Source organism: uncultured Streptomyces sp. (genome assembly GCF_947488945.1).
Classification (GTDB): Bacteria; Actinomycetota; Actinomycetes; order Streptomycetales; family Streptomycetaceae; genus Streptomyces.
Genome location: NZ_CANLBS010000024.1, coordinates 41013 through 66771, shown reverse-complemented (window position 1 = coordinate 66771; position 25759 = coordinate 41013). Strand labels below are relative to the sequence as shown.

Here is a 25759-nt window from a genome sequence, read left to right as displayed (position 1 = left end):
ACGGGATTCTCGGCCCCGCCGACCACATGACGGCCGGGTCTCCGCGGGAGTCACCACAACGGGTGACGCGCGGGAAGGGACGGCTCAGCTCTTGCGGTGTCCTATCAGACGGGGCTTCGACTCCAGGTTCTCCAGCCCGTGCCAGGCGAGGTTCACCAGGTGGGCGGCGACCTCCGCCTTCTTCGGCCTGCGGACGTCGAGCCACCACTGGCCGGTCAGCGCCACCATGCCCACCAGCGCCTGCGCGTACAGCGGGGCCAGCTTCGGTTCGAACCCGCGGGCCTTGAACTCCAGGCCCAGGATGTCCTCCACCTGCGTGGCGATGTCGCTGATCAGCGACGCGAACGTGCCGGTGGACTGCGCGACGGGCGAGTCCCGGACCAGGATGCGGAAGCCGTCGGTGTACGTCTCGATGTAGTCCAGCAGGGCGAACGCCGCCTGCTCCAGCAGCTCGCGCGGGTGACCCGCGGTGAGGGCGCCGGTCACCATGTCCAGGAGCTGGCGCATCTCCCGGTCGACGACGACCGCGTACAGGCCCTCCTTGCCGCCGAAGTGCTCGTAGACGACCGGCTTGGAGACCCCCGCGCGGGCGGCGATCTCCTCCACCGAGGTGCCCTCGAAGCCCTTGTCGGCGAAGAGCGCGCGGCCGATGTCCAGGAGTTGTTCGCGCCGTTCCTTCCCGGTCATCCGGACCCTGCGAATCCGCCGCGCGGGGGTGGGGCTGCTCTTCTCGCTGCTCGTGCTGCCGTCGGTCGCCACGTCGCCCATCATGCCGCGTCTGCGGCCACTGCCTTGCGCCGGGAGTCGATACGGGCCGCGTCCGGCCAGCGCACGTCGTACGCCCAACCCGCCTGCTCGAACCAGCGGATCAGCCGGGCGCTGGAGTCGATCTGCCCCTTCAGCACGCCGTGCCGGGCGCTGGTCGGGTCCGCGTGGTGCAGGTTGTGCCAGGACTCGCCGCAGGACAGGACGGCCAGCCACCAGACGTTGCCCGAGCGGTCACGGGACTTGAACGGCCGCTTGCCCACCGCGTGGCAGATCGAGTTGATCGACCACGTCACGTGGTGCAGCAGCGCCACCCGGACCAGCGAGCCCCAGAAGAACGCCGTGAACGCGCCCCACCAGGACATCGTCACCAGGCCGCCCACCAGCGGCGGGATCGCCAGCGACAGGATGGTGAAGGAGAGGAAGTGGCGGGAGATCCGCACCAGCGCCGGGTCCTTGATCAGGTCGGGGGCGTAGGTGTGCTGCGGAGTGCGCTCCTCGTCGAACATCCACCCGATGTGCGCCCACCACAGGCCCTTCATCAGGGCCGGCAGCGTCTCGCCGAACCGCCACGGCGAGTGCGGGTCGCCCTCGGCGTCCGAGAAGCGGTGGTGCTTGCGGTGGTCGGCCACCCAACGCACCAGCGGACCCTCCACCGCCAGCGATCCCATGACCGCGAGCGCCAGCTTCAGCGGACGCTTCGCCTTGAACGCCCCGTGCGTGAAGTGCCGGTGGAAGCCGATCGTGATGCCGTGGCACCCGATGTAGTACATCGCCACCATCAGGCCCAGGTCGAGCCAGCTGACCCCGCGGCCCCAGGCCAGCGGCACCGCCACGATCAGCGCCACGAACGGCACCACGATGAACAGGAGTAGCGCCACCTGCTCCGACGTGCGCTTGCTGTCGCCGCCGAGCGTCGCGGAGGGCGGCGGGCCCCCGGCGGTGGCGGGTTTTCCGGCCTCGTCGATCACGTCGGGACTGCTGGTCATCTGGATCTCCCTGGGGGGATGAGGAGAAGAGCAGGAGACCGCGGGCTACGGACGCGTAACCTACGGCATCGTAAGTATGGCAGTGACCTGGCCCACAACACGAGACACCGATCCGTGCGTCGTCCGGGGTATCCCCTCCAGTACCCCGGGTATGGACCCGTACGCCGCAGGCGGGCGCCCGCCGCGCCCGTCCCGCATGCCGGGCCAGCCGACGCGCCCCCTGCGGCGACACCTATCCTGGAAGGGTCGGACAGCGCGGTCCGCACCCCGCTCGTACCGGGGGCGGCACCAGCACCGCTGCGGCCGAGGGCCCCGGATTCGTGCTTCACCACTGCAAGGAGCCGCACACTGTGAGCAGTGCCGACCAGACCCCTGCCGCCAGCAGCCCGGAGCTGCGCGCCGACATCCGCAGGCTCGGCGATCTCCTGGGCGAGACCCTCGTCCGCCAGGAGGGCCAGGAGCTTCTCGACCTCGTGGAGCGCGTCCGCGCTCTGACCCGTACCGACGGCGAGGCCGCCGCCCGGCTGCTGGGCGACACCGATCTGGAGACCGCCGCGCAGCTCGTCCGCGCCTTCTCCACCTACTTCCACCTCGCCAACGTCACCGAGCAGGTCCACCGCGCGCACGAGATGCGCGACCGGCGGTCCGCCGAGGGCGGCTTGCTGGCGCGGACGGCGGACCGCCTCAAGGACGCCGACCCCGAGCACCTGCGCGAGACGGTCAAGAACCTCAACGTCCGGCCCGTCTTCACGGCGCACCCCACCGAAGCGGCCCGGCGCTCCGTGCTGAACAAGCTCCGGCGCATCGCCGAGCTGCTGGACACGCCGGTCATCGAGGCCGACCGCCGCCGCCAGGACCTGCGGCTCGCGGAGAACATCGACCTGATCTGGCAGACGGACGAGCTGCGGGTCGTACGCCCCGAGCCGGCCGACGAGGCCCGTAACGCCATCTACTACCTCGACGAGCTGCACGCCAACGCCGTCGGGGACGTCCTGGAGGACCTCGCGGCCGAGCTGGAGCGGGTCGGCGTCGAGCTGCCCGCCGGCACCCGCCCCCTCACCTTCGGCACCTGGATCGGCGGCGACCGCGACGGCAATCCCAACGTCACCCCGCAGGTGACCTGGGACATCCTGATCCTCCAGCACGAGCACGGCATCACCGACGCCATCGAGATGATCGACTACCTGCGCGGCCTGCTCTCCAACTCCATCCGCTACACCGGCGCCACCGACGAACTCCTGGACTCCCTCCAGACCGACCTCGAACGCCTCCCGGAGATCTCCCCCCGCTACAAGCGGCTCAACGCCGAGGAGCCGTACCGGCTCAAGGCCACCTGCGTCCGCCAGAAGCTGGTCAACACCCGCGAGCGGCTCGCCAAGGGCACCGCGCACCGCCCCGGCTGCGACTACCTCGGCACCGCCGAGCTCATCGCCGACCTGGTGCTGATCCAGACCTCGCTGCGCGAGCACCGCGGCGCCCTGTTCGCCGACGGCCGGATGGACCGCACCATCCGCACCCTGTCGGCCTTCGGCCTCCAGCTCGCCACCATGGACGTGCGCGAGCACGCCGACGCCCACCACCACGCCCTCGGCCAGCTCTTCGACCGGCTCGGCGAGGAGTCCTGGCGCTACGCCGACATGCCGCGCGACTACCGCCAGAAGCTGCTGGCCAAGGAGCTCCGCTCGCGCCGGCCGCTCGCCCCGACCCCGGCGCCGCTGGACGCCGCGGGCGAGAAGACCCTCGGCGTCTTCCACACCATCGGCGAGGCCTTCGAGCGCTTCGGCCCCGAGGTCATCGAGTCCTACATCATCTCGATGTGCCAGGGCGCCGACGACGTCTTCGCCGCCGCCGTCCTCGCCCGCGAGGCCGGCCTGCTCGACCTGCACGGCGGCTGGGCCAAGATCGGCATCGTGCCGCTGCTGGAGACCACCGACGAGCTGCGCGCCGCCGACGTCATCCTCGACGAGATGCTGGCCGACCCCTCCTACCGCCGCCTGGTCTCGCTCCGCGGCGACGTCCAGGAGGTCATGCTCGGCTACTCCGACTCCTCGAAGTTCGGCGGCATCACCACCTCCCAGTGGGAGATCCACCGAGCCCAGCGCCGGCTGCGCGACGTCGCCCACCGCTACGGCGTCCGGCTGCGCCTCTTCCACGGCCGCGGCGGCACCGTCGGCCGCGGCGGCGGCCCCTCGCACGACGCGATCCTCGCCCAGCCGTGGGGAACGCTCGAAGGCGAGATCAAGGTGACCGAGCAGGGCGAGGTCATCTCCGACAAGTACCTGATCCCGGCGCTCGCCCGCGAGAACCTCGAACTGACCGTCGCCGCGACGCTGCAGGCCTCGGCCCTGCACACCGCGCCCCGCCAGTCCGACGAGGCGCTGGCCCGCTGGGACGCCGCGATGGACACCGTCTCCGACGCCGCCCACGCCGCGTACCGCAGGCTGGTCGAGGACCCGGACCTGCCGTCGTACTTCCTCGCCTCCACCCCGGTGGACCAGCTCGCCGACCTGCACCTGGGCTCGCGGCCCTCCCGCCGCCCCGGCTCAGGCGTCTCGCTCGACGGACTGCGCGCCATCCCGTGGGTGTTCGGCTGGACCCAGTCCCGGCAGATCGTGCCCGGCTGGTTCGGCGTCGGCTCCGGCCTGAAGGCGCTGCGCGAGGCGGGTCTGGACGCCGTCCTGGACGAGATGCACGAACACTGGCACTTCTTCCGGAACTTCCTGTCGAACGTCGAGATGACGCTCGCCAAGACCGACCTGCGCATCGCCCGGCACTACGTCGACACCCTCGTCCCCGACGAGCTGAAGCACGTCTTCGACGTCATCGAGGCCGAACACGCCCTCACCGTGCGGGAAGTCCTCAAGGTCACCGGCGGCACCGAACTGCTCTCCACCAGCCCGGTGCTCCAGCAGACCTTCTCCATCCGGGACGCTTACCTGGACCCGATCTCCTACCTCCAGGTCTCCCTGCTGGCCCGCCAGCGCCAGGCGGTCGAGCGCGGGGAGGAGCCCGACCCGCTGCTCGCCCGCGCCCTGCTGCTGACCGTCAACGGCGTCGCCGCCGGTCTGCGCAACACCGGCTGACCCGCCCCGCGCGCCACGGCGCCCCGCCCGGGGACGATCTCCCGGGCGGGGCGCCGCTCGCGTTTCACCGCTCTCGTCGCGCCGGGCGGTCAGCCGTTGGCGAGTGCCACCACCCGGTCGAGTGCGCCGTTGAAGCGGTTGTGGTCACCGACCGTCGGGCCGGTCGAGGTGTACTGCCACATCGTGTAGAAGCTCCAGCCGGCCGGGAGTTCGCCGACCGTCGTGTTGTACCGCGCCACCCAGAGCGGGTTGGTGGCGCCGAAGCCGGCGTTGTTGCCCGTGCAGTCCTTCCACCAGCTGGTGGCGGTGTAGATGACCGGGTCCCGGCCGGTGCGCGCCTTGTAGGTGTTCACGAAGTCGCGGATCCAGGCGACCATGCCCGCCTGCGTCTTGCCGTAGCACTGCGCGCCGTACGGGTTCCACTCGATGTCCAGCACGCCGGGCAGGGTCTTGCCGTCCCGCGACCAGCCCCCGCCGTTGTCCACGAAGTAGTTCGCCTGCGCGGCCCCACCGGTGGTGTCCGGGGTGGCGAAGTGGTAAGTGCCCCGGACCATGCCGACGTTGTAGGAGCCGGTGTACTGCTGGGTGAACGAGGTGTTCTTGTAGTACGTGCCTTCGGTGGCCTTGACGTAGGCCCACCTCACGCCGCTGTTCCACAGGGTCTGCCAGGCGACGTTGCCCTGGTGGCTGCTGACGTCCACCCCCTCGGTCTGGACGGCCCTGGGGACGGAGGGAGTTCCGCCGCCCTGGCCGTCGTGGGCGATCACGCCCTGTCCCATCCGAGCGGTCCCGCGCGCGGGGACGCCGGCGGCGTCGCCGGCGGCGGACGCCGGGCCGGGCAGGGCGAGCGGCAGGGCGAGGGCGGCGAGGAGCACGCCGGCGGCGACGGGGCGGGGCCGGCGGAGGGCCGGGGTGCGGGGTCTGTGCACGGGCATGGGGGTGCCTCCGAGGACTCGGTGGGGGATCTCAGGGCTCAGGAGCGGGTGCGGGCACTCCTGACGTGCGTGCGTGGACGTGCATGCGTGCAATGGCGTGCTCATGTCATCCACCGCGGTGCGGCGTGCCGTTCGGCGCGTCGTCCGGGGCGCCCCTGACGCTACGCGAGTAGACCCTTACTCCGGAAGAGGGCCCGATCGCTTTCGGAACCCTGCGGGCCCCGGAACCCCGCGGCCCTCCCGGAACGCTGTGCGCCCCAGGGCCCCGCGGCCCGGTCGGGTGCCGGCTCACAGCGCCACGAACGTCCCCGCCATCAGCACCGCGCCCACCCCGGCCAGCGTCCACGCGGTCCGGGTCATCCGCAGACCGCCCCCGACCACCAGCGACGCCAGCAGCAGCGCGCCGCCCAGCGGCAGCCAGGCGTGCAGGAAACCCGCCGTGCCGGTGCGCACCACCTCGTCGGTGCCCGGCTTCACCACCACCGGGAAGCGGTCGCCGCGCTCGGCCGCCACCGAGCGCTCCACCGCCAGCCCGGACCGGGCGGGGGAGGTGGCGTCCGGCGTGTAGCGCCCCGTGCAGGTGTCCTCGCCGCACTCGGTCACCGTCAGCGTGCCGTGCTCGCGGCCCTGGGCGAGCACCACGTGGTGCGCGGTGTCCCACGACGCCCACACCCCCGCGACCAGCAACAGCAGCGTCACCAGCCCCATCAGGCCGTGACGGCCGAAGAGCAGTGCGCGCCGGGAAGAGCTCCGCTTCATGGGGGCAGATCCTTGGGCAGAGCAACGCCCTCGGTCAACTTCTGGCCGGAAAACGTCGGAGAAGCGGGGGGTATGTCGGTAGTTGCGCAGGCCGGGACCGCCCCACCGCCCCTCCCCGCCGCCTCCGGCGGTCAGCGGACGACGAGTCCGGGAAGAGCGCTCAGGGCCGCGGCCTGTTCCGCCGTGGCCAGCACCAGGACGGTGTCGTACGTGTGGTGGCGGTCGCGGGGGAAGTCCACCGAGCGCCACGACCGGGGGTCCGGCGGCTGCGCGGTGAGGGCCACCGCCGCGTGCGCGGCCATGTGGTCGAAGTAGTCGTCCGCGAAGTGCTCGGCTCGCACGGACACGTGCCGTCCGTCGCATGCGAACTCCACCCGGTCCCGGCGGCCGTCCGCGACCGGCCCCTCGCCCTCGACGAGCCGCACCCCGGTGACCGTCATCCCGCCGCCGACGACTTCGGCGGCGCGAGCCAGCAGGTCCGCGTAGCCCTCGCGCAGGGAATCGACGTCGTCCCCGTGCACCGAGACCGCGACGCCGAACTCCTCCAGGGCGCCCGCGGCCCCGTGCGGAGCCAGCTCCTCGTCGGCGTGCGCGTGGTACCTGCCGACGACGTCGGCGGCCTTCTCCCGGCTCACCATGGACGCTTCGGCCAGCACCGCGCCCAATCGGGCGTAGGTGATCGGTGACGTGTGCGACATGGCAGGGGATTCTGCCAGCCGCTCGCCGCCCCGCGCCGCCCGGGTCCCGCCGCCGACCGGCCCCGGCGTGCGGGCCGGTGATCGTCGGACCCGTACCCTGAGGGATCCACGGGGGCGAAACGGACGTGCCCGGACGATCAGCACTCCCTGACGCGAAGGACGCGGCACCGATGAGCGACACCCCCGCAGGAACCGGCCACGGAAGGGGATTTCGGCCGTACGTCAGGATGACCGCCCGGAGCCGCGAGGAGGAGCACCGCGCCTCCACCCCGCTGGAACTCCTCTTCGACCTCTGCTTCGTCGTCGCGGTCGCCCAGGCCGGAGTGCGGCTGGTGCACGCGGTGGCCGAGGGGCACCCCGGCCACGGGGTGAGCGGCTACCTCTTCGTGCTCTTCGCCGTCTGGTGGGCCTGGGTCAACTTCACCTGGTTCGCCTCCGCCTACGACAGCGACGACGTCCCCTACCGGATCGCCACCCTGGTGCAGATGGCCGGGGTGCTCGTCCTCGCGGCCGGCATCCCGCGGGCCTTCGAGGGCTCCGACTACGCCGTCGCCGTCCTCGGCTACCTGATCATGCGCGTCGCGCTCACCCTCCAGTGGCTCCGGGCCGCGCACGGCGAGACCGGCCCCGCCCGCACGGCGGCGCTGCGCTACGCCGGCGGTCTCGTGGTGGTCCAACTCTGCTGGTTCGCCCTGCTGTTGCTGCCCGCCGAGGCACGAACCTGGTGCGTCCTGCCGCTGATCCTCGCCGAACTCGCGGTGCCCGCCTTCGCCGAGCGGCGCCACATGACACCCTGGCACGCGGAGCACATCGCCGAACGCTACGGCCTGTTCACCATCATCATGCTCGGCGAGACCATCGCCGCCGCCACCGTCGCCGTGCAGTCGGCGCTGGACGAGTCCGCCGCCCTCGGCGAACTGCTGCCGATCGCGGCGGGCGGTCTCGTCATCGTCTTCGCCGCCTACTGGATCTACTTCGCCGTCCCCGTCCACGAATACCTCACCTCCAGCAGGCAGGCGTTCCTCTGGGGATACGGGCACTACGTCATCCTGGGCTCCGCGGCCGCCATCGGCGCCGGTCTCGAAGTCGCCGTGGAGGAGGCCGTCCACCACGCCCACCTCTCCACGCTCGCCGCGTCGCTGGCGGTGACCCTGCCCACCGCCCTCTTCATGCTGGCGGTCTGGGCCGTGCACGCCCGGCACTCCAAGCGGGGCCTCGCGCAGCACCTCGTGCTGCCGCTCGGCGCGGTCGGCGTGCTCGCGGCGAGCTTCGCCGGGCACGCCGCCGTCCCGGTGGCCGGGGCGGTCGCCGCCTGCACGGTGGCCGCCGGCGTCGTCCTCGCCGAGAAGCGGCGGCCGGCCCCGCGGGAGACCTGAGGGACCGGCTCCCGGGCCCCGTGCCTCAGGAGTTGTACGTCCCCCGGGCCCGCTCCAGGCCGTCCGCGAGCAGCGCCTCCACCGCGTCGGCCGCCCGGTCCACCAGGTACGCCAGCTCCTTGCGCTCCGTGGAGGAGAAGTCCTTCAGCACGAAGTCGGCGACCTGCATCCGCCCCGGCGGACGCCCGATGCCGAACCGCACCCGGTGGTAGTCCGGGCCCATCGACTTGGTCATCGACTTCAGCCCGTTGTGCCCGTTGTCGCCGCCGCCCAGCTTCAGCCGCAGCGTGCCGTAGTCGATGTCCAACTCGTCGTGGACCGCCACCACGTGGTCGGTCGGCACCTTGTAGAAGTCCCGTAGCGCCGTGACCGGGCCGCCGGACAGGTTCATGTACGACATCGGCTTCGCCAGCACGATCCGGCGGCTGCCCGGACCGGGCGGGCCGACGCGCCCCTCCAGGACCTGCGCCTGCGCCTTCTGCGCGCGTTTGAACTTCCCGCCGACGCGCTCCGCCAGCAGGTCGGCCACCATGAAGCCGACGTTGTGGCGGTTGGCCGCGTACTCGGGACCGGGGTTGCCGAGGCCCACGATGAGCCAGGGATCGGTGACGTCGGACATCTGCGCGCGGACTCCTCGTACGGGGCGGCCGGCACGGGAAGGCCGGCGACGGCGGCGGCAAGGCGGGGCGGGGCGGGGGCAAAGCAGGGCGGGGCCAGGGCAAGGCAGGCGGGGGAGGCTCGACGGGCCGGTCAAGCCGAACGGGGCGGCGGGCCCCGGCGGACCTCACGGTCCGGGGATCCGCCGCCCCGTCGGTCGAGCAGGTGGAACGTGGGCGGGTGAGGCTCAGGCCTCGGCGCCCTCGGCCGGAGCGCCCTCGGTGTCGGCGGCCGGCTCCTCGGCCTGCGCGGCGACGATCTGGAGCACGATGGCGTCCTCGTCGCCGGCCAGCACGGAGCCCTTGGGCAGCGAGATGTCCTTGGCGAGGATGGAGTCACCGGCGTCCAGGCCCGCGATGGAGACCGTGACGGACTCGGGGATGTGGGTGGCCTCGGCCTCGACCAGCAGGGTGTTCTGGACGTACTCGAGCAGGTTGGCGCCGGGGGCCAGGTCGCCCTCGACGTGCACCGCGATCTCGACGTTGACCTTCTCGCCGCTCTTGACGGTCAGCAGGTCGACGTGCTCGATGTTGCCCTTGATGGCGTTGCGCTGCACGGCCTTGGGGATGACCAGGGCGTCCTTGCCGTCGATCTGGAGACCGATGAGGACGTTCGAGGTGCGGAGGGCGAGCTGCAGCTCGTGGCCCGGAAGGTTGATGTGGACCGGCTCGGCGCCGTGGCCGTAGACGACCGCGGGGACCAGGCTGGCGCGGCGCGCGCGACGGGCGGCGCCCTTGCCGAACTCGTTACGGGCCTGGGCGGCGAGCTTGATCTCGGCCATGGTGCACTCCTCGTGAGGTGACGGAAAACGCGACGGTCACCCGGCCACGAACGGCCTGCTACGAAGAGCGCGTCGATAACGGACAGCCGTACATGAGTACGGCCTCCCTCGCCGAGCAACTCCGTGAGTCTACCCGGCCGGGGAGGCCGCACCCAAAGTGGATCTTCCGTACCGCTCCGACCAGGGGTGATCCGGTCGGAGCGGGTGGCTTACTCGTGCCACGTGGCGCGGTGCACCACGTTCACAGCCGTGCGGCACGGGCCCCGGAAGCAGCCAGGCGCAACGGTTACGCGTTCTCCTCGAACAGGCTCGTGACCGAGCCGTCCTCGAAGACCTCGCGCACCGCGCGGGCGATCGTCGGCGCGATGGAGAGCACCGTGATCTTGTCGAGCTCCAGCTCACCCGGCGTCGGCAGGGTGTCGGTGAAGACGAACTCGCTCACCTTGGAGTTCTTCAGGCGGTCCGCGGCCGGGCCCGAGAGCACGCCGTGGGTGGCCGTCACTATGACGTCCTCGGCGCCGTGCGCGAACAGCGCGTCGGCGGCGGCGCAGATGGTGCCGCCGGTGTCGATCATGTCGTCGACCAGGACGCAGACCCGGCCTTCGACGTTGCCGACGACCTCGTGGACGCTGACCTGGTTCGGCACGTCCTTGTCGCGGCGCTTGTGCACGATCGCCAGCGGGGCGTCGAGGCGGTCGCACCAGCGGTCGGCGACCCGGACGCGGCCGGCGTCGGGGGAGACGACCGTCAGCTTCGAGCGGTCGACCTTGGCACCGACGTAGTCGGCCAGGATCGGCAGCGCGAACAGGTGGTCCACCGGGCCGTCGAAGAAGCCCTGGATCTGGTCGGTGTGCAGGTCCACCGTGAGGATGCGGTCCGCGCCGGCCGTCTTCATCAGGTCCGCGACCAGACGGGCCGAGATCGGCTCGCGGCCACGGTGCTTCTTGTCCTGGCGGGCGTAACCGTAGAACGGCACGATCACGGTCACCGAGCGGGCCGACGCGCGCTTGAGCGCGTCCAGCATGATGAGCTGCTCCATGATCCACTTGTTGATCGGAGCCGTGTGGCTCTGGATCAGGAAGCAGTCCGCGCCGCGGGCGGACTCCTGGAAGCGCACGTAGATCTCACCGTTGGCGAAATCGAAAGCCTTCGTCGGCACGAGGCCGACACCCAACTGGTGTGCGACCTCCTCGGCCAGCTCGGGGTGGGCGCGGCCGGAGAAGAGCATCAGTTTCTTCTCGCCGGTCGTCTTGATCCCGGTCACAGCACAGTCTCCTCGGACGTGTATCTGACCGCTGCGTGCATGGGTCCCGATGGTGCAGCGAGCCAGCCGAAATGGTGAGCATCTATCACGGTACGCCGTGCCCGGCGCACGCGTTTCCGGTCAGCTTTCGCCTTCGGAGCCGTCGGTGGCGGCGAGGGCGGCCTGCGCGGCGGCGCTGCCGGGACGCTTCCGGGCCACCCAACCCGCGATATTCCTTTGCTGGCCGCGGGCCACGGCCAGCGAACCGGACGGCACGTCCTTGGTGATGACGGACCCGGCGGCGGTGTACACGCCGTCCCCGACCGTGACGGGAGCCACAAACATATTGTCCGAACCCGTGCGGCAGTGCGAGCCGATCGTCGTGTGGTGCTTGGCCACCCCGTCGTAGTTCACGAACACGCTGGCGGCGCCGATGTTGGTGTGGTCGCCGATGGTCGCGTCGCCCACGTACGACAGGTGGGGGACCTTGGTGCCCTCGCCGATCGTGGCGTTCTTCATCTCGACGTACGTGCCGGCCTTCGCCTTCGGACCGAGCCTGGTGCCCGGCCGCAGGTAGGCGTACGGGCCGACGGTGGCGCCGGGGCCCACCTCGGCGCCGTCGGCGACCGTGTTGTCCACCCGGGCGCCCGCGTGCACCACGGTGTCGGTCAGCCGCGAGTTCGGGCCCACCTCGGCGTCCTCGCCCACGTGGGTGGCGCCCAGTAGCTGGGTGCCGGGGTGCACCACCGCGTCCTGCCCGAACGTGACCGTGACGTCCACCAGCGTCGACGCCGGGTCCACGACGGTCACGCCGGCCAGCATCGCCCGCTCCAGCAGCCGCGCGTTCAGCAGCCGTCGGGCCTCGGCGAGCTGCACCCGGTTGTTGATGCCGAGGATCTCGCGGTGGTCGGCGGCGACGCACGCGCCGACCCGGTGACCGGCCTCGCGCAGGATCGACAGCACGTCGGTGAGGTACTCCTCGCCCTGGCTGTTGTCGGTGCGCAGCTTGCCGAGCGCGTCCGCGAGGAGCGCGCCGTCGAAGGCGAACACCCCGGAGTTGATCTCGCGGATCGCCCGGACGCTCTCGCTCGCGTCCTTGTGCTCGACGATCTCCGTCACGGCGCCGCTCGCGGAGTCGCGCACGATCCGGCCGTAGCCCGTGGCGTCCGGGACCTCGGCGCTCAGCACGGTGACGGCGTTGCCGTCGGCCGCGTGGGTGCGCGCGAGCGCGTCCAGGGTGGCTCCGGAGAGCAGCGGGGTGTCCCCGCACAGCACGATCACGGTGCCCTCGACGCTGCCCAGTTCCGTCAGGCCGATGCGTACGGCGTGGCCGGTGCCGTTCTGCTCGGCCTGGAACGCGGTGCGCACCGGCGCCTCGCCCCGCGCGAGGTGCGCGGTGACCTGCTCGCCGGCGTGGCCGACGACCACGACCAGGTGCTCGGGCTCCAGTTCCCGCGCGGCGGCCACCACGTGCCCGACGAGCGAGCGCCCGCTGATCTCGTGCAAAACCTTGGGGGTCTTCGACTTCATGCGGGTGCCCTCACCCGCTGCGAGAACGACGACGGCGGCGGGGCTGCTGGAGCTCACGGGTGTGCCCTTCGGCTTCGGATCGTGGACATCCGCAGGATACCGGCGTCACATGTGCGCGACATGGGGGCGGGCCCCGACCGGTGAGGTCGGGGCCCGCGCGCACGAGCTCCCCCATCAGGATTCGAACCTGAACATACGGTACCAAAAACCGCAGTGCTGCCTGATTACACCATGGGGGATCAATTCCGACTGAACCGGACATTGTGTCGGTCCGCCGGATCGGCACCCAACACTATGCCGTACCAAGCCCCTTCCCCGCGACGACGTAGCGGTGGCGACGTGCCGAACGCCTCCTGTTCCGTACGCCCTCGAAGGATTTCCGTACGCCTTCGCACGCGGAACGTGCTCCCCCCGTCACCCGAAAACGGGATGCGGCCGCCCGTAGGCTGGACGGCATGACCGCAACGGGGGCAGACCGGGAAGCGGCGGGTTCGACCACCCGCGGCTACTGGTGGTGGGAGAGGCGACGGGGAGTCGCCCTGGACGTGGGGCTGGCGTTGGTCTCGGCGCTGGAATGCGCGCTGGAGGGCGTGGGGTTCGCCGGGGACACCGGGCTGCCGGTGCCGATGGGCGTCCTCTTCGGGCTGCTGGCGGGCTCGGTGCTGGTGGTGCGCCGGCGGTGGCCCATCGCGGTGGTGCTGGTCGCCATAGCGATGACCCCCGCCGAGATGGGCTTCCTGATGGGCATCGTCGGCCTCTACACGCTGGCCGCGTCCGAGGTGCCGCGCCGGATCACCGTGGTGCTGACCGGGATGTCCCTGGTGGGCACCTTCATCGTGACCTACGTACGACTGCGGCAGGCCGTGACCGCGCGCCCGGACGTCATCCAGGGAGACTGGTACGTCCCGCTGGTGTCGCTCTTCATGTCGGTGGGGCTGACGGCCCCCTCGCTGCTGTTCGGGCTGTACACCGGCGCCCGGCGCCGGCTCATGGAGAGCCTGCGGGAGCGGGCGGACTCGCTGGAGCGGGAGCTGTCGCTGCTCGCGGACCGGGCCGAGGAGCGGGCCGAGTGGGCGCGCACCGAGGAACGGCACCGGATCGCGCGGGAGATGCACGACGTGGTCGCGCACCGGGTGAGTCTCATGGTGGTGCACGCCGCCGCGCTCCAGGCGGTCGCGCCGAAGGACCCGGCGAAGGCGGTGCGGAACGCGGCGCTGGTCGGGGACATGGGCCGGCAGGCGCTGACGGAGCTCCGGGAGATGCTCGGGGTGCTGCGCAGCGGGGACGCGCCGAGGGCCGCGGGCCGGGAGGGCCGCGAGCCGCTGGCGCAGGTCGGCCGGGCGGCCGCCGCCGCTGCCGCCGCCGCGGAGGACGGGCCGGGGCTGGGCGAGGTGGAGGCGCTGGTGGCGCAGTCGCGCCAGGCGGGGATGGTCGTGGAGCTCTCGGTGGACGGCGAGGCGCGCCCGTACGGCCCGCAGGTGGAGCGGACGGCGTACCGCGTCGTGCAGGAGGCGCTCACCAACGTGCACAAGCACGCGGCCGGCGCGAAGACGTGGGTCCGGCTCGCGCATCGCGGGGCCGAGGTGGCGATGCAGGTGGAGAACGGCGCCGCGGACGGCGTCACCGCGGACGCGCAGTTGCCGAGCGGGGGGAACGGGCTGATCGGCATGCGGGAGCGGGTGCTGGCGCTGGGCGGGGTGTTCGTCTCGGGGCCCACGGACGCGGGCGGTTTCCGGGTGTCGGCGGTGCTCCCCGACGCGCCGGCGGAGCCCGTGGGCGCGCCGGACGGGGCGGAGGGCCCGGCGGCGTCGGAGGGGGCCGGACCGCCGGAGTGATCTCCGGCGGCCCGGTCCGGTCCGGCGTACGGCGGCCGGCGTACGGCGGTCCGGGGCCGGGGCGTGACGGAGCGCCGGGGCGTGACGGGCCGGAGTGGGCGGGGCCTCGTCCGGGCGCGTTCAGCCGGAGGCGAGGCGGGTCGGCCGGGTGCCCGTCAGCAGGGTGGTGAGGGCCTGGTCGATGTCGGCGCCGAGGTACCAGTCGCCGGTGTGGTCGATGCTGTAGACGCGGCCCTCGGCGTCCATGGCGAGCAGCGCCCCCGTGCCGCCGCCCTCCGCGCCGATGGGGCTGACCGTGGTCTCCAGGGCGCGGCCGAGGTCGCCCAGGGTGCGGGCGTGGTGCAGCCCGCTGAGCGGGTCGACGCGCACGGCGGCCGGGGCGATCTGGCGGCCGGGCGCGGTGGCGGTGATGTGCAGCCCGCCGAACTCGGCCCAGGCCTCGACCGCGGCCGGGAAGACCGCGTGCCGGTGGCCGCCGGGGGAGGTGTGGGCGCGCAGGGCGTCGGCCCACTCCTCGGCCCGGCGGATGTCCCAGCGGCCGGGTTCCCAGCCCGCTTGGCGCAGGGCGGCGTCGACGACGAGGGGGAAGCGGGTGGTGCTGTGTGCGGTGCTCGCGGGCATCGGCGTGCGGTCAGCCCTTCTCGGTGGTGCTGCGTGCGGTGAGGTCGACGGGTCGTACGCCGAAGTGGGCGAGCATCACCGAGCAGGAGCGGCAGGGCGGTGCGTAGCAGCCGTGCACGGGGTCGCCGTCCTCGCGGATGTGGCGCGCGGTGAGCCGTGCGTGCTTCAGGGCGCGGCGCGCCTCGCCGTTGGTCAGCGGCTTGCGCCGGGCCCGCTTGGAGCGGCCGCTCTCCGCCGCGGTGAGATGGCGGGAGAGCAGTATCGCCTCGGGGCAGCGGCCGGTGAAGCGCTCGCGCTGGCCGCTGGTGAGGGTGTCCAGGAAGTCCTGGACGAGGGGGTGCAGCACGGGTGGCTGGTCCCCCTTCCCCGCGGTGCAGGTGAGTGTCTCGCCCTGTACGGACAGCGCGGCGGCCACGGCCGGCAGGATGCCGTCGCGGCGGTGGAGCAGTCGCGGGGTGCGGCTGGAGCCGGTGGTGCTCCAGCTGAGGCGCGGGTCCCCGGAAGTGACTGTTGGTGCGTCGTGCATGGTCGTGACATCCCTCCCGTGCAATCCCCCGAGTTGCGTGAACAGCCTGCCAAATGTGCGGGACGGTCCGGCGGGTGGGGCTGTTTTGGCGCTCCGCGTGTCGCCGACAGGTGCACGATCGTCGTCCTTCCGTCACCTCGGCGTGACGGTTGGTGACGGGTCCGGCAGGGGCTGGGGCGGGTGCGGACCCACCGCATAGGCTGTGCGGAACACCGGACGCAGCAGGGGGCAACCGCCATGACGACAGGTCGGCTCGGGCAGCAAGCCGCGCCACCGAACGCGGCCTACGCCGGCCAACTCGTGCACTTCCCGGACCCGGTCCGGGCGTCCCGCCACCCCGGCGGCGTGCGGATGGACGAGCGGGGCCACCCGGACTTCTCGCCGTACGCGCGGGCCGCCGCCGAGATCGCCGAGCCCCCGCAGGGGTTCGGCATCGACGAACTGCGGCTGACGGACTACGTGTCGGCGAACGCGGCGATGGCGGCGTCCGGGCACGTGCTGTGGGACACCGTCCCGTCGGTGGCGACGCCGCACGGCTGGACGTGGCACCACGTGTCGGGGAGCCGCCGGATGGAGCTGGTGCCGGTCGAGGTGAAGGCGCTGCTGCGTCATCACGCGGGTCTGGCGACCACCGCGGTCGACCACGGGCGGCGCGGCACCCGGCCGTTGCAGGAGACGCGGCCGGCGCATCTGCGGCTGCCGAGGAACGCCGTCGCGGTGAGCGAGCAGCAGGTCCTCGGCGTGGAGGAGGACCTCGGCTACCGCCTGCCGGGCGCGTACCGCTCGTTCCTGAAGGCGGCCGGCGGTGCGGCGCCGGTGGGCGTGGCGCTCGACCCGGAGCTGGGACTGCTGATCGACCAGCCGTTCTTCACGGTGCGCGAGGAGGCGGCGGTCAACGACCTCGTCTACGTCAACAAGTGCCTGCGCGACCACTTCACCAAGGACTTCCTCGGTGTCGCGTTCGTCCAGGGCGGGTTGCTGGCGGTGAAGGTGCGGGGCGCGGGCCTCGGCTCGGTCTGGTTCTGCGCGTACGACGACGCGGGCGACCGCGACGACTGGACGGTGCAGGAGCGCTCCGAGCGGCTGCTGCTGCCGTGCGGTGCGGACTTCGACGACTTCCTGCTGCGTCTGGCGGGCAGTCCGCCGGAGTTGGAGACGGTGGCGAACCTGATGGTGGACGGTGGCTTCGCGCGTGCCGTCCCGGTGGAGGGGTGAGCGCGGTGGTGACCTTCGCGCAGGCGCAGGAGCGGGCCGACGAGTGGGTCAACGGTGACGTGCCCGCCTACCAGCACCGCGAGGTGCGGGTCCGTGAGTTCGAGCTGGGTTTCGTGGTCTGGGCGGAGGACCGTGCGGACGGCCCGGTGTCGGACGGCGGCGCGCAGCGGCTGGTGATCGCCCGCGACGGCGGCGAGGTCTCGCTGTGGCCGGGCCTCCCGGTGGGCGAGGTGATACGGCGTTACGAGGAGGAGTACGGGTCCACCGCCGGGGCGCCGCCTGCCGTGGAGCCGCCGGCGCGCATCGACCTGAATCAGACGTCGTTCCTGTTGAGCCCCCCGGAGTGGCTCCAGGAGGCGGCGGACAAACTGGGCATCCCCGACCACCGGAGGGACGCCGCGTCGACCGGCGGCGCGGGCCGGGCGCCCGCCCCGGAAGCGGCGGACGGGTACGAACCGACGGAGTCGGACGGGGTGCCGGCCTCCGCTCCCGCGACCCCGGTGCCGAACGACGCCACGCCGTGGGCGGGCACGGACACCAACACCGACCGCGGCTGGGACGACGGGGCCGTGCCGCTGCCGGTGACGGTGTCGGCGCCGCCCCTGTCGGGGGCCGACGACGAGGAGACGCCCCTGCCCGAGGTCGCGGCCGACGCCCCGACGGCGCTGATGTCCGGCGGCAGCGGGCTGCCGCACACCCGGGTGGCGCCGGCGGCCGGCAGTGCGCCCGGCCAGGCTCCGCCGGGGGGCCCGGTGCCGCCCGGCGCCGGTGACATCGCGGACGCGGCGACCAGCAAGGCCGTGGTGCCGCCGAAGGGCGCGCGCGGGGGCGGGGCGACGCCTCCGCCGCCGCCGGGTGCGCCGGGGCTGCCCGGCGCGCGCCCCGGCGCGGTTCCGCCGCCGCCCCCGGGGCCGGGTGCGCCCGCGGCCGGACACCTCCCCACGCAGCTGGTCTCCCAGCTCGGCCCGTCCGCAACGCCCGCCCCGCCCGGTCCGCCCGGCGCTCCGGGTGCCGGGCAGCCGCCCGCCCCGCCCGGTCCGCCCGCCCCGCCCGGGGGCGGGGTGCACCACGCGGCCACGATGCTGGCCGACCCGGGCCAGGGCGGCGGTCCCGGCGTACCGCGCCCGCCCGGCGCTCCGACGCCTCCGTCGCCGGCCGGCGACGTGCACCACGCGGAGACGATGTTCTCCCCGCAGGGCCCGGCCGGCGGCCCGCGGCCTCCGGCGCCCCCGGGTCCGCCCGGCGCTCCGCCGGCCGCTGTGCCCGGCGCGGTGCCCCCGCCGGCGTACGGGTATCCGCAGACGCCCGCCGGGGTGCCGACGGTGGGCCCCGGCTATCAGGCGGTACTGCGCTACCGGGCGCCCGACGGCAGCGAGCAGCAGCTCATCCGTCGCTCGGCGCCGGGCACCCCGCACCCGGAGTGGCAGATGCTGCACGAGCTGCGGGCGATGAACGTGCCGCCGCAGCAGGTCATCGAACTGCACACCGAGCTGGAGTCGTGCGAGCTGCCCGGCGGCTACTGCGCGCGGATGATCCGTGAGATGTGGCCGCAGGTGCGGATCACCAGCGTCGCCCCGTACGGCACGGACCACGCGAGCCGCCAGCAGGGCATGCGGCACCTGCTGACGCACCAGGGCGAGCTGCACCAGGTGGCCGACGGTCCGGCGCGCCCCGCGCCGGTGCGCGCGCCGCTGCCGCAGGTGCCGCCGGCCCCCGCGGTGCCCCCGGAGGCGCTCGCGGAGGAGCTGGGCCAGGCGTTCGGTCCGGCGATCCTCCGTTTCGACCAGCGGGCGGTCTCCCGTCAGGGCGTGCCCGACGTGGTGGGGCGGACCCTGGTGTGGGCGGGACTGCCCGCCGATTTCGGGCCGTTCTTCTGGGCGCAGCCCGCCCAGCCGGTGGTGCCGACGCTCGGTGAACTGGCGGCGCAGCGGCAGGTGCAGGCCGCGCCGGACGCCGGCGCGTACCTCGTGATGGGCACGGACTTCGGCCGGGCGATCTGCGTCCAGTACGGCACCGCGAACATCGTCGCGGTGCCGGTGGAGGCGGGCCCCGGCGGGCAGTCGGTGCCGCCTCAGTTCGTGAACACGGGGCTGCCGGAGTTCGTGCGGTCGATGGCGCTGCTGGGCCGGATGTGGCGGCTGCGGTTCGGCCTGAACCCGGAGCAGGCGGGCCGGTGGACCGTCGACTTCCAGGCGGGGCTGGCGGCCCTGGACCCGGCGGCGCTGGCGTCGCCGGAGAGCTGGTGGTCGGTGCTGCTGGAGCAGATGTGGGACGGGCTGATCTGACCCGGATCGTCCCGGGCCGTCCCGCACGGCGTCCGAAGGCGCCCGCCCTCCGTTGGGGTGGGCGCCTTCCACGTGTCCGGGGCCGGGCGGAGCGGTGCGCGAGCGGTGCGCGCACCGCTGTGAGTCCCGTCGCTTCCGTCCGGAAAGCGGCTGATCGATTCCGACTTACGCCGCCTTGGCCGCATCCTGGACAGGAGCGTGCTGTCCGAGCGGGAGAGAGGGCTGTCGAGAATGAGTGCTGCACCGGGGTCCGCGCATGGCTTCGTCGGAGTACGGGGACGTGGGTACCGCCCGGAGCAGGTGGACCGGGCGGTCGCGCACCTCACGGGGGAGCGCGACGCGGCGCTGGACGAGCTGTCGCGGCTCGGCCGCCTCGTCGAGGAGCTGACGGCGGAGGCGGCCCGACTGTCCGAGCTGGCGGCCGGTCTGCCCGAGCCGACGTACACGGAGCTCGGCGAGCGGCCGCAGCAGATCCTGGCCCTGGCCGAGGCGGAGGCGGAGGCCGTGCGCCATGCCGCCCAGGAGGACGGGCAGGCGCTGCGGGACGAGGCGCAGGACGCCGGACGGGCGGTCCGCGAGGCGGCCCGGGACGACGCCGCCCAGGCCCGGGCGGCGGCCCTGGCCCATGAGGAGGACGTCCTGCTGCGGGCCCGGCGGACGGCCGAGGACGCGGTGCGCGAGGCCCGCGACGAGGCCGCGGAGATCCGTGCGGAAGCCGAGCGGGCCATGGCGGAGACCCGTCGCCGCACGGCGGACGTCCTCGCCCGTCAGGAGCAGGAGCACGCGGAGCGGCTGAAAGCCGCGGAGGCGGAGATCGCCGCCGCCGAAGCGGAGTCGGCCGCCCGCCACGCGGAGCTGACCGAGCGTGCCGAAGGGGTGCTGGCGGCCGCGCGCCGCGAGCGCGCCGAAGCGGAGGAGGCCGCCCGGCACCGCCAGGAGGACGCGGAGGCACGGGCCGCCGAGGCGCTGGCCGCGGCCCGCGCCCACGAGGAGCGGGTGGAGCGGGAGACCGAACGCGTCGTGGGCGAACACGACGAGGCCCGCGACGACCTGAACGCCCACATGACCCATGTCCGCAACTCCCTGGCCGCGTTGACGGGACGGGTGACCTCCGGCGCGGAGTGAGCGGTGGGGGCGTGAGGAGTGGGGGCGGCGTGACCGTCAGGGCCAGGTGCTGTCGATGCCTGGTCTTGATGCGGCCGTCCTTGGTCGACGGCACCATCCTGCCGTGCCCGGCCGTCGCCGTGCCGTCCCCGCCCTTCCGGCGCGGGGCGTGTGGCGTGGGGCCAGGGGGCGGATCGAGCCAAGTGGCCCTGCCGGAAGGTGAGATGGGCGGGGTGCGCGGCTAGCATCCCCGGATGGGGATCTTGGTACGGGTCGTGGTGATCGGGGCGCTGTTCGGCATCGTCACGTCGGTGGCGGACGCGATGTCGTCGCCGTTCATGGAGTGGGGCGAGCCGCTTGCGGGGACGGTGTGGGGCCGTGGCGCGAAGGTGCTGAGCCTGGTGCTCGGCGGGGGATGGGCATGGGCGGCACTGGCGGTGGGAGCGGGGTGGCTCGCCCGCACGCCGGGTCGGGGCGCGCTCGCCGGGGCGCTGGCGCTGTTCGCCGCCACCGGGGCGTACTACTGGTGCGACTCGTGGCTGGGGGAGACCGGCGGGAGCCCGTTCCTGTGGTGGGTCGTCGGGACGCCGATGGGGCTGTTGCTCGGGCTGGTCGGAACCGCCGTCCGCAGGCCCGGACTCGTCGGCCTGGCCGCCGCGTCGGTGGTTCCCGCGGGGGCCGCCGCGCAGATGATCCTGATGCCGCCCCGCCCGCACATGACCGTGACGCCGGGGATCGTGGTCGCCGAGACCCTGGTGTGGGCGGTGGCGGTGGCGGGTGCGGGGTGGGCCGTGTACCGCTTCCGTACGGGCCGGTCCGCGGCCGCCGACGGTATGCGGGGCGCGCGCGGTGCGGCGGCCGGACGGAACCCTTGAGGGCAGGGCCGGTTCGGGGGCGCGCGGAAGTCGTGTCGCGCGCCCCCGAGGGCGGGTGGAGGGCGCGACGTCACGCCTCCGGGCTCAGACGCGGGTGCCGCTCTCCCGGGGGGCCGCGCCGGCGAGGATCAGGGTTTCCACCGACTCGTACCGGTGGCGTTCCTCGGCGGCCGTGCGGTCGCTGAACACGGTGCCGAGCCAGCCGGCGAAGAACCCGACGGGGATGGAGACCAGCCCCGTCGTGGTGAACGGGAACCAGTTGAAGTCCAGGGCGGGGAAGACCGCGCCCGGTGTGCCGGACACCAGGTTGGAGCCGGTCATCAGGACCACGACGCTGACCGTTCCCGCGATCAGCGAGCAGAGCAGGCCGGTGCGGGTGAAGCGGCGCCAGAACATGCTGTAGACGAGCGCCGGGGCCAGGGCGGACGCGCCGACGCAGAACGAGAAGATCGCCAGCGGCTGGACGTTCCAGTGCCGGGCGATGACGGCGATGACCGTCGCCAGCAGCCCCACCGCCACGGCCGCGCCCTGGGCGACGGCCATCTCCGTACCCGCTTTCGGCGGGCGCGCGGGGTCGCGCGGGAGGCCGTGCGCGAACAGGTCGTGGGCCAGGGAGTTGGCGCAGGCCAGGGTCATCCCGGCGACCGAGGCGAGCAGGGTGAGGAAGATGGCGGTGGTCATCGTGGTGGCAATCAGCGCGCCCGCCTCCCCGCCGCCCGCCACGACGCTGCTGACCTGGAGGATCGCGCTGCTGCCCTGGCCGCCGGCCGCCGCGAGCTCCGCGTGTCCCACCAGGGCCGCCGCGCCGAAGCCGATCACGGTCAGGAACACGCAGACCACGACCACGGCGGTGACCGCCCAGGACATGGTGCGCCGGACCCCCCGCGCGCTGCGGGAGCCGGCCATGCGCATGATGATGTGGGGGAGGCAGGCGGCGCCGAGCACCACGGTGAGCTCGGAGCTGATCATGTCCAGGTCGTTGCCGGAGAACTGGAGGCCCGACCTCAGATAGGCGTTGTCGGCCCCGCTGCCCTCCTGCGCGGCGGCGAGCAGCGCGCCGACGTCCCAGTCGAACCGGTTCATGATGAGTACCGAGATGAGGAACCCGGCGCCGAGCAGCATCACGGTCTTGAGGATCTGGATCAGCGCCGTGCTGCGCATGCCGCCTATCGCCGCGTAACTGATCATCACGAAGCCGACGGCGACGATCGCGCCGGTGCGGAAGCCGGAGCTGTCGAAGCCGAGGATGAACGCCAGCAGGTTGCCGCTGCCCGCGAGCTGTACGGCCATGAACGGCACGAGGGCGACCAGGGTGACCGTGCACGCGGTGATGCGTACGGCGCGGCCGGGGGAGCGCCGGGCGAGGACGTCGCCCATGGTGAACCGGCCCGCGTTGCGCAGGGGTTCGGCCAGCAGGAACATCAGCAGCACCAGGGACAGGCAGGTGCTCAGTACGAGGACCAGACCGTCGTGCCCGGTGAGCGCGATGACGCCGGTGGTGGAGAGCACGGTGGCGGCGGACAGGTAGTCGCCCGCCATGGCGAAGCCGTTGCGGAGCGGGGAGAGGTCGCCGTAACCGGTGTAGAAGTCGTCGAGGTTGTCGCGGTCCGGGCCCACGACGACGCAGAGCAGCAGGACGACCGTGGCGACGGCGATGAACGCCGTCAGGGACATGGTCTGCGCGGAGTCGTCGAAGCCGCTCATCGGTCCGTACCCCTGCGCGGGCGGTGCGGGGCGTCCGCCTCCGGAGCCGGTCCGCCGCGCTCGCGTATCACCCGGGCCAGCGGGTCGACGGTGCGGTGCGCGGTCCGTTCGTACACGGCGATGGAGAGCAGCGCCACCGGGAACTGGCCCACGCCCCACAGGAGTCCGACGGTGAGGCCCGCGAATCCGACGGGGCGCGTCATCAGGCCGGGGGCGTAGGCGGAGAGGATCAGGAAGAGCGTGAAGTAGCCGAGCGCGGTGCAGGACGAGACGCGCCGCAGCAGGCGGTAGGCGCGGCGGAGCCTGCGCAGGTCGCTGTGGCGGCCGGCCGGCGGTACGGCGGTGACGGGCCGGCGGGCGGGGGCGGGCGGGGGCGAACTCTGCCAGGGCAGCAGGTAGTCGTGCGCGTACGGGGGCGGCTGCGGGTGCTCGGGGGGCATGGGGGGTGCTGCTCCTTGCAAGAGCTCGGGCGAAGGCGGAACTGCAAGGCACGAGTGCGGGTGCTGCGGGCGCGCGGTGATGCGGGGCGGACGCACGGGCGCCGCTCATGACGTCTCCGCGCGCGGGAGGTGGCCGGTGCGGTGGCGGTACGCTACCGGCGGCCGCGCCGACGAGCCCTGTTTTGGCCGAACACCGCCGGTAAAACGGCCAGTTGACGGTGTGCTGTGTGCCGTGTGCTGTGTGCTGTGTGACGGAGGCGGGCGCGGGGCGCGCCCCGGCGGCTATCCCTTCGCCGTTTCGCCCGTGGCCCTGTCCGCGTCGGCGCCCGCGCCCGTCTCCCCGTCCTCGTCGACGATCGGGAAGCGGCGGGGGGCCAGGAACAGCAGGACGAGCAGGGCGAGGGCGGCGGCCACCGCGGCGCCGACGTACACGTGGTCGACGGCCGCGTCCACCGCGCGGCGGAGCTGGTCGGCGGCGCCGGAGGCGAGCGCGCCCGGATCCTCCAGGGCGTGGGCGATCCCGTCGAGGTCGCCCGGCAGCCCCGGGGTCGGCGAACCGGCCAGCCGGGAGGCGAGCGTCGCGTTGGCCACGGCGCCGAACAGGGCGGCCCCGACGGACTGGCCGACCTGCCGGCAGAACAGGATCGACGCGGTCGCGGTGCCGCGCTCGGCCCAGCCCACGGTGGACTGCACCGCGATGATCAGCGGGAGCTGGAACAGCCCGAGTGCGGCACCGAGCAGCAGCATGATCAGGACCGGCTGCCAGACCGCGCCCGGGTAGGGCAGCAGCGGGAAGGCCGTCAGGACCAGCAGGGCGCCGCTCATCCCGATGACGGAGGTCAGCCGGAATCCGATGCGGCCGTAGACGCGGTTGGAGAAGGCGGCGGCCACCGGCCAGCTCAGCGTCATCACGGAGAGCACGAAACCGGCCGCCGTCGGGCCGAGACCCAGCACGGACTGCGCGTACGTGGGCAGGAAGACCGTCGGGGCGACCATCAGCAGCCCCATCGCGCCGAGGGCGAGATTGACCGAGGCGATCGGGCGCCGCTGCCACACCCAGCCCGGCACGATCGGGTCGGCCGCCCGCAGTTCGATCACGACCGTCACGGCCGCGAGGGCGGCGCTCGCGCCGAACAGGCACAGCGAGGGGACGGAGGACCACGCCCACGCGACCCCGCCCTGGACGAGCGCCGTCAGCAGCAGCGCACCCGTGGCGAAGATGCCCAGCGCCCCGGCCCAGTCGATCCGGGGGCGGACGGCGGGACGCGGCCGGGACGGCTCGCGCAGGTTCCGGACGACCAGCCAGAGGGCCAGGGCGCCGATCGGGAGATTGACGAGGAAGATCCACCGCCAGTCCGCGTAGGTGGCGAGCAGCCCGCCGACGGCGGGCCCGGCGACCGAGGAGGTGGCCCAGACGGTGGAGATCTTCGACTGGATCTTGGGGCGTTCCTTGAGCGGATAGAGGTCGGCGGCGATCGTCTGCACCGTCCCCTGGAGCGCCCCGCCGCCGAGCCCCTGGACGACCCGGAAGGCGATCAGCGCGGCCATGTTCCACGCGGCCGCGCAGAGCACGGAACCGACGAGGAAGAAGAGGATGCCGGCCACCAGCACCGGCTTGCGCCCGAAGGTGTCGGAGAGCTTCCCGTAGACCGGCAGGGTCACGGTGACGGCGAGCAGGTAGCCGGAGAACAGCCAGGAGAAGACGGAGAAGCCGCCGAGGTCCCCGACGATCTGGGGCACGGCGGTGGAGACGATGGTGCCGTCCATGGCGGTGAGCGCCATGGTGAGCATCAGGGCGGCCACGACGGGACGCCGGCCCGGCGGGTGCGGCGGGGTTCCGTCCGGCCGGTCCGCTTCGGGGCCCGGGCCGGGTATCGCTCCGCCGCCGTTCCGACTGCTCCTGGCACCCACAGTTTTCCCTTCCCCCTGCACGTAGTTTTGCCGACAGGGTCTCACCCCCGGTGCACGGACGGGAGAACGGCGCGGTGGGACGGGCCCGCCCTCGGGAACGCGGCCCCCGCCGACGACGGGTGAGGAGACGTCACCCCCGAGGACTCGCGGGGCGGGAGACGCCGTCCCCTAGGGGGTGCTCCTCCGGGCGGGCCAGGGGACGGTCGTACCGGGGAACGAGGTGGTGGGACGGCCCGATCCCTAACGTTGTCCTTACGTCGCAGTGCGTGACCGGCCTGAAGGGGGTGGCCGGCCGTACCGGGGGCACGGGTGACGCGACCGCCGTACGACCGCCGGGCGACCCGCCCGGCGCGGCACACCGCACCCGCACAGCGCACCCGCACACCGCACCGCGCCCCACCCCGTCCCCGCCGCACCGGGCCCGCCC

21 protein-coding genes and 1 tRNA gene are annotated in these 25759 nt (G+C 73.3%); 7 read left to right on the top strand and 15 right to left on the bottom strand.

Going from position 1 to position 25759, the window contains the following annotated elements; genetic code table 11:
• Nucleotides 1-84: 84 nt before the first annotated feature.
• Together Q0994_RS28975 and Q0994_RS28970 are read right to left on the bottom strand one after the other, a co-directional pair.
• A complete protein-coding gene (locus Q0994_RS28975; RefSeq protein WP_299540398.1) occupies nucleotides 85-771 on the bottom strand; it encodes a TetR/AcrR family transcriptional regulator in 687 nt (228 codons plus the stop codon).
• Nucleotides 768-1754 carry a fatty acid desaturase gene (locus Q0994_RS28970; RefSeq protein WP_299540395.1) on the bottom strand — a complete coding sequence of 329 codons (987 nt, stop codon included), beginning with the start codon at nucleotides 1752-1754 and terminating at the stop codon, nucleotides 768-770. Before Q0994_RS28970 ends, Q0994_RS28975 begins: the two co-directional genes overlap by 4 nt.
• Before the next feature lie 350 nt (nucleotides 1755-2104).
• Between Q0994_RS28970 and ppc the strand changes: the two genes are divergently transcribed.
• Nucleotides 2105-4837: a phosphoenolpyruvate carboxylase gene (ppc, locus tag Q0994_RS28965; RefSeq protein ID WP_299540393.1), complete on the top strand. Its 2733-nt coding sequence runs from the start codon at nucleotides 2105-2107 to the stop codon at nucleotides 4835-4837.
• An 89-nt stretch (nucleotides 4838-4926) separates the two neighbouring features.
• On the opposite strand, the gene Q0994_RS28960 is transcribed toward ppc, so the two are convergent.
• The 3 genes from Q0994_RS28960 to Q0994_RS28950 all read right to left on the bottom strand — a co-directional run bounded on the left by Q0994_RS28960 (nucleotide 4927) and on the right by Q0994_RS28950 (nucleotide 7229).
• The gene (locus tag Q0994_RS28960) at nucleotides 4927-5772 is read right to left on the bottom strand and encodes a lysozyme (protein ID WP_299540391.1); all 846 of its coding nucleotides are present in this window, start codon (nucleotides 5770-5772) and stop codon (nucleotides 4927-4929) included.
• A 288-nt stretch (nucleotides 5773-6060) separates the two neighbouring features.
• Nucleotides 6061-6531 carry a hypothetical protein gene (locus Q0994_RS28955; protein ID WP_299540389.1) on the bottom strand — a complete coding sequence of 157 codons (471 nt, stop codon included), beginning with the start codon at nucleotides 6529-6531 and terminating at the stop codon, nucleotides 6061-6063.
• Between the two features lie 131 nt (nucleotides 6532-6662).
• Nucleotides 6663-7229, bottom strand: coding sequence for a hypothetical protein (locus Q0994_RS28950; protein ID WP_299540387.1), 567 nt, complete (start codon nucleotides 7227-7229; stop codon nucleotides 6663-6665).
• Between the two features lie 170 nt (nucleotides 7230-7399).
• Here Q0994_RS28950 and Q0994_RS28945 point away from each other — a divergent pair, with 170 nt between their 5' ends.
• Nucleotides 7400-8605, top strand: coding sequence for a low temperature requirement protein A (locus Q0994_RS28945; protein WP_299540385.1), 1206 nt, complete (start codon nucleotides 7400-7402; stop codon nucleotides 8603-8605).
• Nucleotides 8606-8630: 25 nt separating this feature from the next.
• Here the strand turns inward: Q0994_RS28945 and pth are convergent, their stop codons facing one another.
• From pth to Q0994_RS28920, 5 genes are all read right to left on the bottom strand, one after another.
• Complete coding sequence (pth, locus tag Q0994_RS28940) at nucleotides 8631-9224, bottom strand: aminoacyl-tRNA hydrolase (protein WP_299540383.1); 594 nt, start codon at nucleotides 9222-9224, stop codon at nucleotides 8631-8633.
• Between the two features lie 225 nt (nucleotides 9225-9449).
• Nucleotides 9450-10043 (bottom strand): 50S ribosomal protein L25/general stress protein Ctc, encoded by a 594-nt coding sequence (locus Q0994_RS28935; RefSeq protein ID WP_299540380.1) that lies wholly within the window; start codon nucleotides 10041-10043, stop codon nucleotides 9450-9452.
• 286 nt (nucleotides 10044-10329) lie between these two features.
• Nucleotides 10330-11307 carry a ribose-phosphate diphosphokinase gene (locus Q0994_RS28930; protein WP_299540377.1) on the bottom strand — a complete coding sequence of 326 codons (978 nt, stop codon included), beginning with the start codon at nucleotides 11305-11307 and terminating at the stop codon, nucleotides 10330-10332.
• A gap of 120 nt (nucleotides 11308-11427) precedes the next feature.
• Nucleotides 11428-12873, bottom strand: coding sequence for a bifunctional UDP-N-acetylglucosamine diphosphorylase/glucosamine-1-phosphate N-acetyltransferase GlmU (gene glmU / locus Q0994_RS28925; protein WP_299540374.1), 1446 nt, complete (start codon nucleotides 12871-12873; stop codon nucleotides 11428-11430).
• A gap of 109 nt (nucleotides 12874-12982) precedes the next feature.
• Nucleotides 12983-13055: transfer RNA gene (locus Q0994_RS28920), tRNA-Gln, on the bottom strand.
• 216 nt (nucleotides 13056-13271) lie between these two features.
• On the opposite strand from Q0994_RS28920, the gene Q0994_RS28915 reads away from it, so the two are divergent.
• Entirely contained in the window at nucleotides 13272-14651 is a 1380-nt protein-coding gene (locus tag Q0994_RS28915) for a sensor histidine kinase (protein ID WP_299540371.1), read from the top strand.
• Between the two features lie 120 nt (nucleotides 14652-14771).
• Here the strand turns inward: Q0994_RS28915 and Q0994_RS28910 are convergent, their stop codons facing one another.
• A complete protein-coding gene (locus Q0994_RS28910) occupies nucleotides 14772-15272 on the bottom strand; it encodes an SUKH-3 domain-containing protein (protein WP_299540368.1) in 501 nt (166 codons plus the stop codon).
• A 10-nt stretch (nucleotides 15273-15282) separates the two neighbouring features.
• The gene (locus Q0994_RS28905) at nucleotides 15283-15798 is read right to left on the bottom strand and encodes a YwqJ-related putative deaminase (RefSeq protein ID WP_299540365.1); all 516 of its coding nucleotides are present in this window, start codon (nucleotides 15796-15798) and stop codon (nucleotides 15283-15285) included.
• A gap of 237 nt (nucleotides 15799-16035) precedes the next feature.
• Here Q0994_RS28905 and Q0994_RS28900 point away from each other — a divergent pair, with 237 nt between their 5' ends.
• The 4 genes from Q0994_RS28900 (at nucleotide 16036) to Q0994_RS28885 (ending at nucleotide 21277) form a co-directional block, all read left to right on the top strand.
• Nucleotides 16036-17013, top strand: coding sequence for an SMI1/KNR4 family protein (locus Q0994_RS28900; RefSeq protein WP_299540363.1), 978 nt, complete (start codon nucleotides 16036-16038; stop codon nucleotides 17011-17013).
• On the top strand, nucleotides 17010-19298 hold the full coding sequence (locus Q0994_RS28895; RefSeq protein ID WP_299540360.1) for an SUKH-4 family immunity protein: 2289 nt from the start codon (nucleotides 17010-17012) through the stop codon (nucleotides 19296-19298). Before Q0994_RS28900 ends, Q0994_RS28895 begins: the two co-directional genes overlap by 4 nt.
• Before the next feature lie 231 nt (nucleotides 19299-19529).
• Nucleotides 19530-20423, top strand: coding sequence for a cellulose-binding protein (locus Q0994_RS28890; RefSeq protein ID WP_299540358.1), 894 nt, complete (start codon nucleotides 19530-19532; stop codon nucleotides 20421-20423).
• 233 nt (nucleotides 20424-20656) lie between these two features.
• Complete coding sequence (locus tag Q0994_RS28885; RefSeq protein ID WP_299540355.1) at nucleotides 20657-21277, top strand: hypothetical protein; 621 nt, start codon at nucleotides 20657-20659, stop codon at nucleotides 21275-21277.
• A gap of 84 nt (nucleotides 21278-21361) precedes the next feature.
• Here the strand turns inward: Q0994_RS28885 and Q0994_RS28880 are convergent, their stop codons facing one another.
• The 3 genes from Q0994_RS28880 to Q0994_RS28870 all read right to left on the bottom strand — a co-directional run bounded on the left by Q0994_RS28880 (nucleotide 21362) and on the right by Q0994_RS28870 (nucleotide 25296).
• A complete protein-coding gene (locus tag Q0994_RS28880) occupies nucleotides 21362-22981 on the bottom strand; it encodes a cation acetate symporter (protein WP_299540352.1) in 1620 nt (539 codons plus the stop codon).
• Complete coding sequence (locus Q0994_RS28875) at nucleotides 22978-23421, bottom strand: DUF485 domain-containing protein (RefSeq protein WP_299540349.1); 444 nt, start codon at nucleotides 23419-23421, stop codon at nucleotides 22978-22980. Before Q0994_RS28875 ends, Q0994_RS28880 begins: the two co-directional genes overlap by 4 nt.
• 282 nt (nucleotides 23422-23703) lie before the next feature.
• Nucleotides 23704-25296: an MFS transporter gene (locus Q0994_RS28870; RefSeq protein ID WP_299540481.1), complete on the bottom strand. Its 1593-nt coding sequence runs from the start codon at nucleotides 25294-25296 to the stop codon at nucleotides 23704-23706.
• Between the last annotated feature and the right edge of the window lie 463 nt (nucleotides 25297-25759).

Bases quoted from the DNA above. Each gene is read 5' to 3' on its own strand.
- Q0994_RS28975 (WP_299540398.1), bottom strand. From the start codon at position 771: ATGATGGGCGACGTGGCGACCGACGGCAGCACGAGCAGCGAGAAGAGC.
- Q0994_RS28970 (WP_299540395.1), bottom strand. From the start codon at position 1,754: ATGACCAGCAGTCCCGACGTGATCGACGAGGCCGGAAAACCCGCCACC.
- Q0994_RS28960 (WP_299540391.1), bottom strand. From the start codon at position 5,772: ATGCCCGTGCACAGACCCCGCACCCCGGCCCTCCGCCGGCCCCGCCCC.
- Q0994_RS28955 (WP_299540389.1), bottom strand. From the start codon at position 6,531: ATGAAGCGGAGCTCTTCCCGGCGCGCACTGCTCTTCGGCCGTCACGGC.
- Q0994_RS28950 (WP_299540387.1), bottom strand. From the start codon at position 7,229: ATGTCGCACACGTCACCGATCACCTACGCCCGATTGGGCGCGGTGCTG.
- Q0994_RS28945 (WP_299540385.1), top strand. From the start codon at position 7,400: ATGAGCGACACCCCCGCAGGAACCGGCCACGGAAGGGGATTTCGGCCG.
- pth (WP_299540383.1), bottom strand. From the start codon at position 9,224: ATGTCCGACGTCACCGATCCCTGGCTCATCGTGGGCCTCGGCAACCCC.
- Q0994_RS28935 (WP_299540380.1), bottom strand. From the start codon at position 10,043: ATGGCCGAGATCAAGCTCGCCGCCCAGGCCCGTAACGAGTTCGGCAAG.
- Q0994_RS28915 (WP_299540371.1), top strand. From the start codon at position 13,272: ATGACCGCAACGGGGGCAGACCGGGAAGCGGCGGGTTCGACCACCCGC.
- Q0994_RS28910 (WP_299540368.1), bottom strand. From the start codon at position 15,272: ATGCCCGCGAGCACCGCACACAGCACCACCCGCTTCCCCCTCGTCGTC.
- Q0994_RS28905 (WP_299540365.1), bottom strand. From the start codon at position 15,798: ATGCACGACGCACCAACAGTCACTTCCGGGGACCCGCGCCTCAGCTGG.
- Q0994_RS28900 (WP_299540363.1), top strand. From the start codon at position 16,036: ATGACGACAGGTCGGCTCGGGCAGCAAGCCGCGCCACCGAACGCGGCC.
- Q0994_RS28890 (WP_299540358.1), top strand. From the start codon at position 19,530: ATGAGTGCTGCACCGGGGTCCGCGCATGGCTTCGTCGGAGTACGGGGA.
- Q0994_RS28885 (WP_299540355.1), top strand. From the start codon at position 20,657: ATGGGGATCTTGGTACGGGTCGTGGTGATCGGGGCGCTGTTCGGCATC.
- Q0994_RS28880 (WP_299540352.1), bottom strand. From the start codon at position 22,981: ATGAGCGGCTTCGACGACTCCGCGCAGACCATGTCCCTGACGGCGTTC.
- Q0994_RS28875 (WP_299540349.1), bottom strand. From the start codon at position 23,421: ATGCCCCCCGAGCACCCGCAGCCGCCCCCGTACGCGCACGACTACCTG.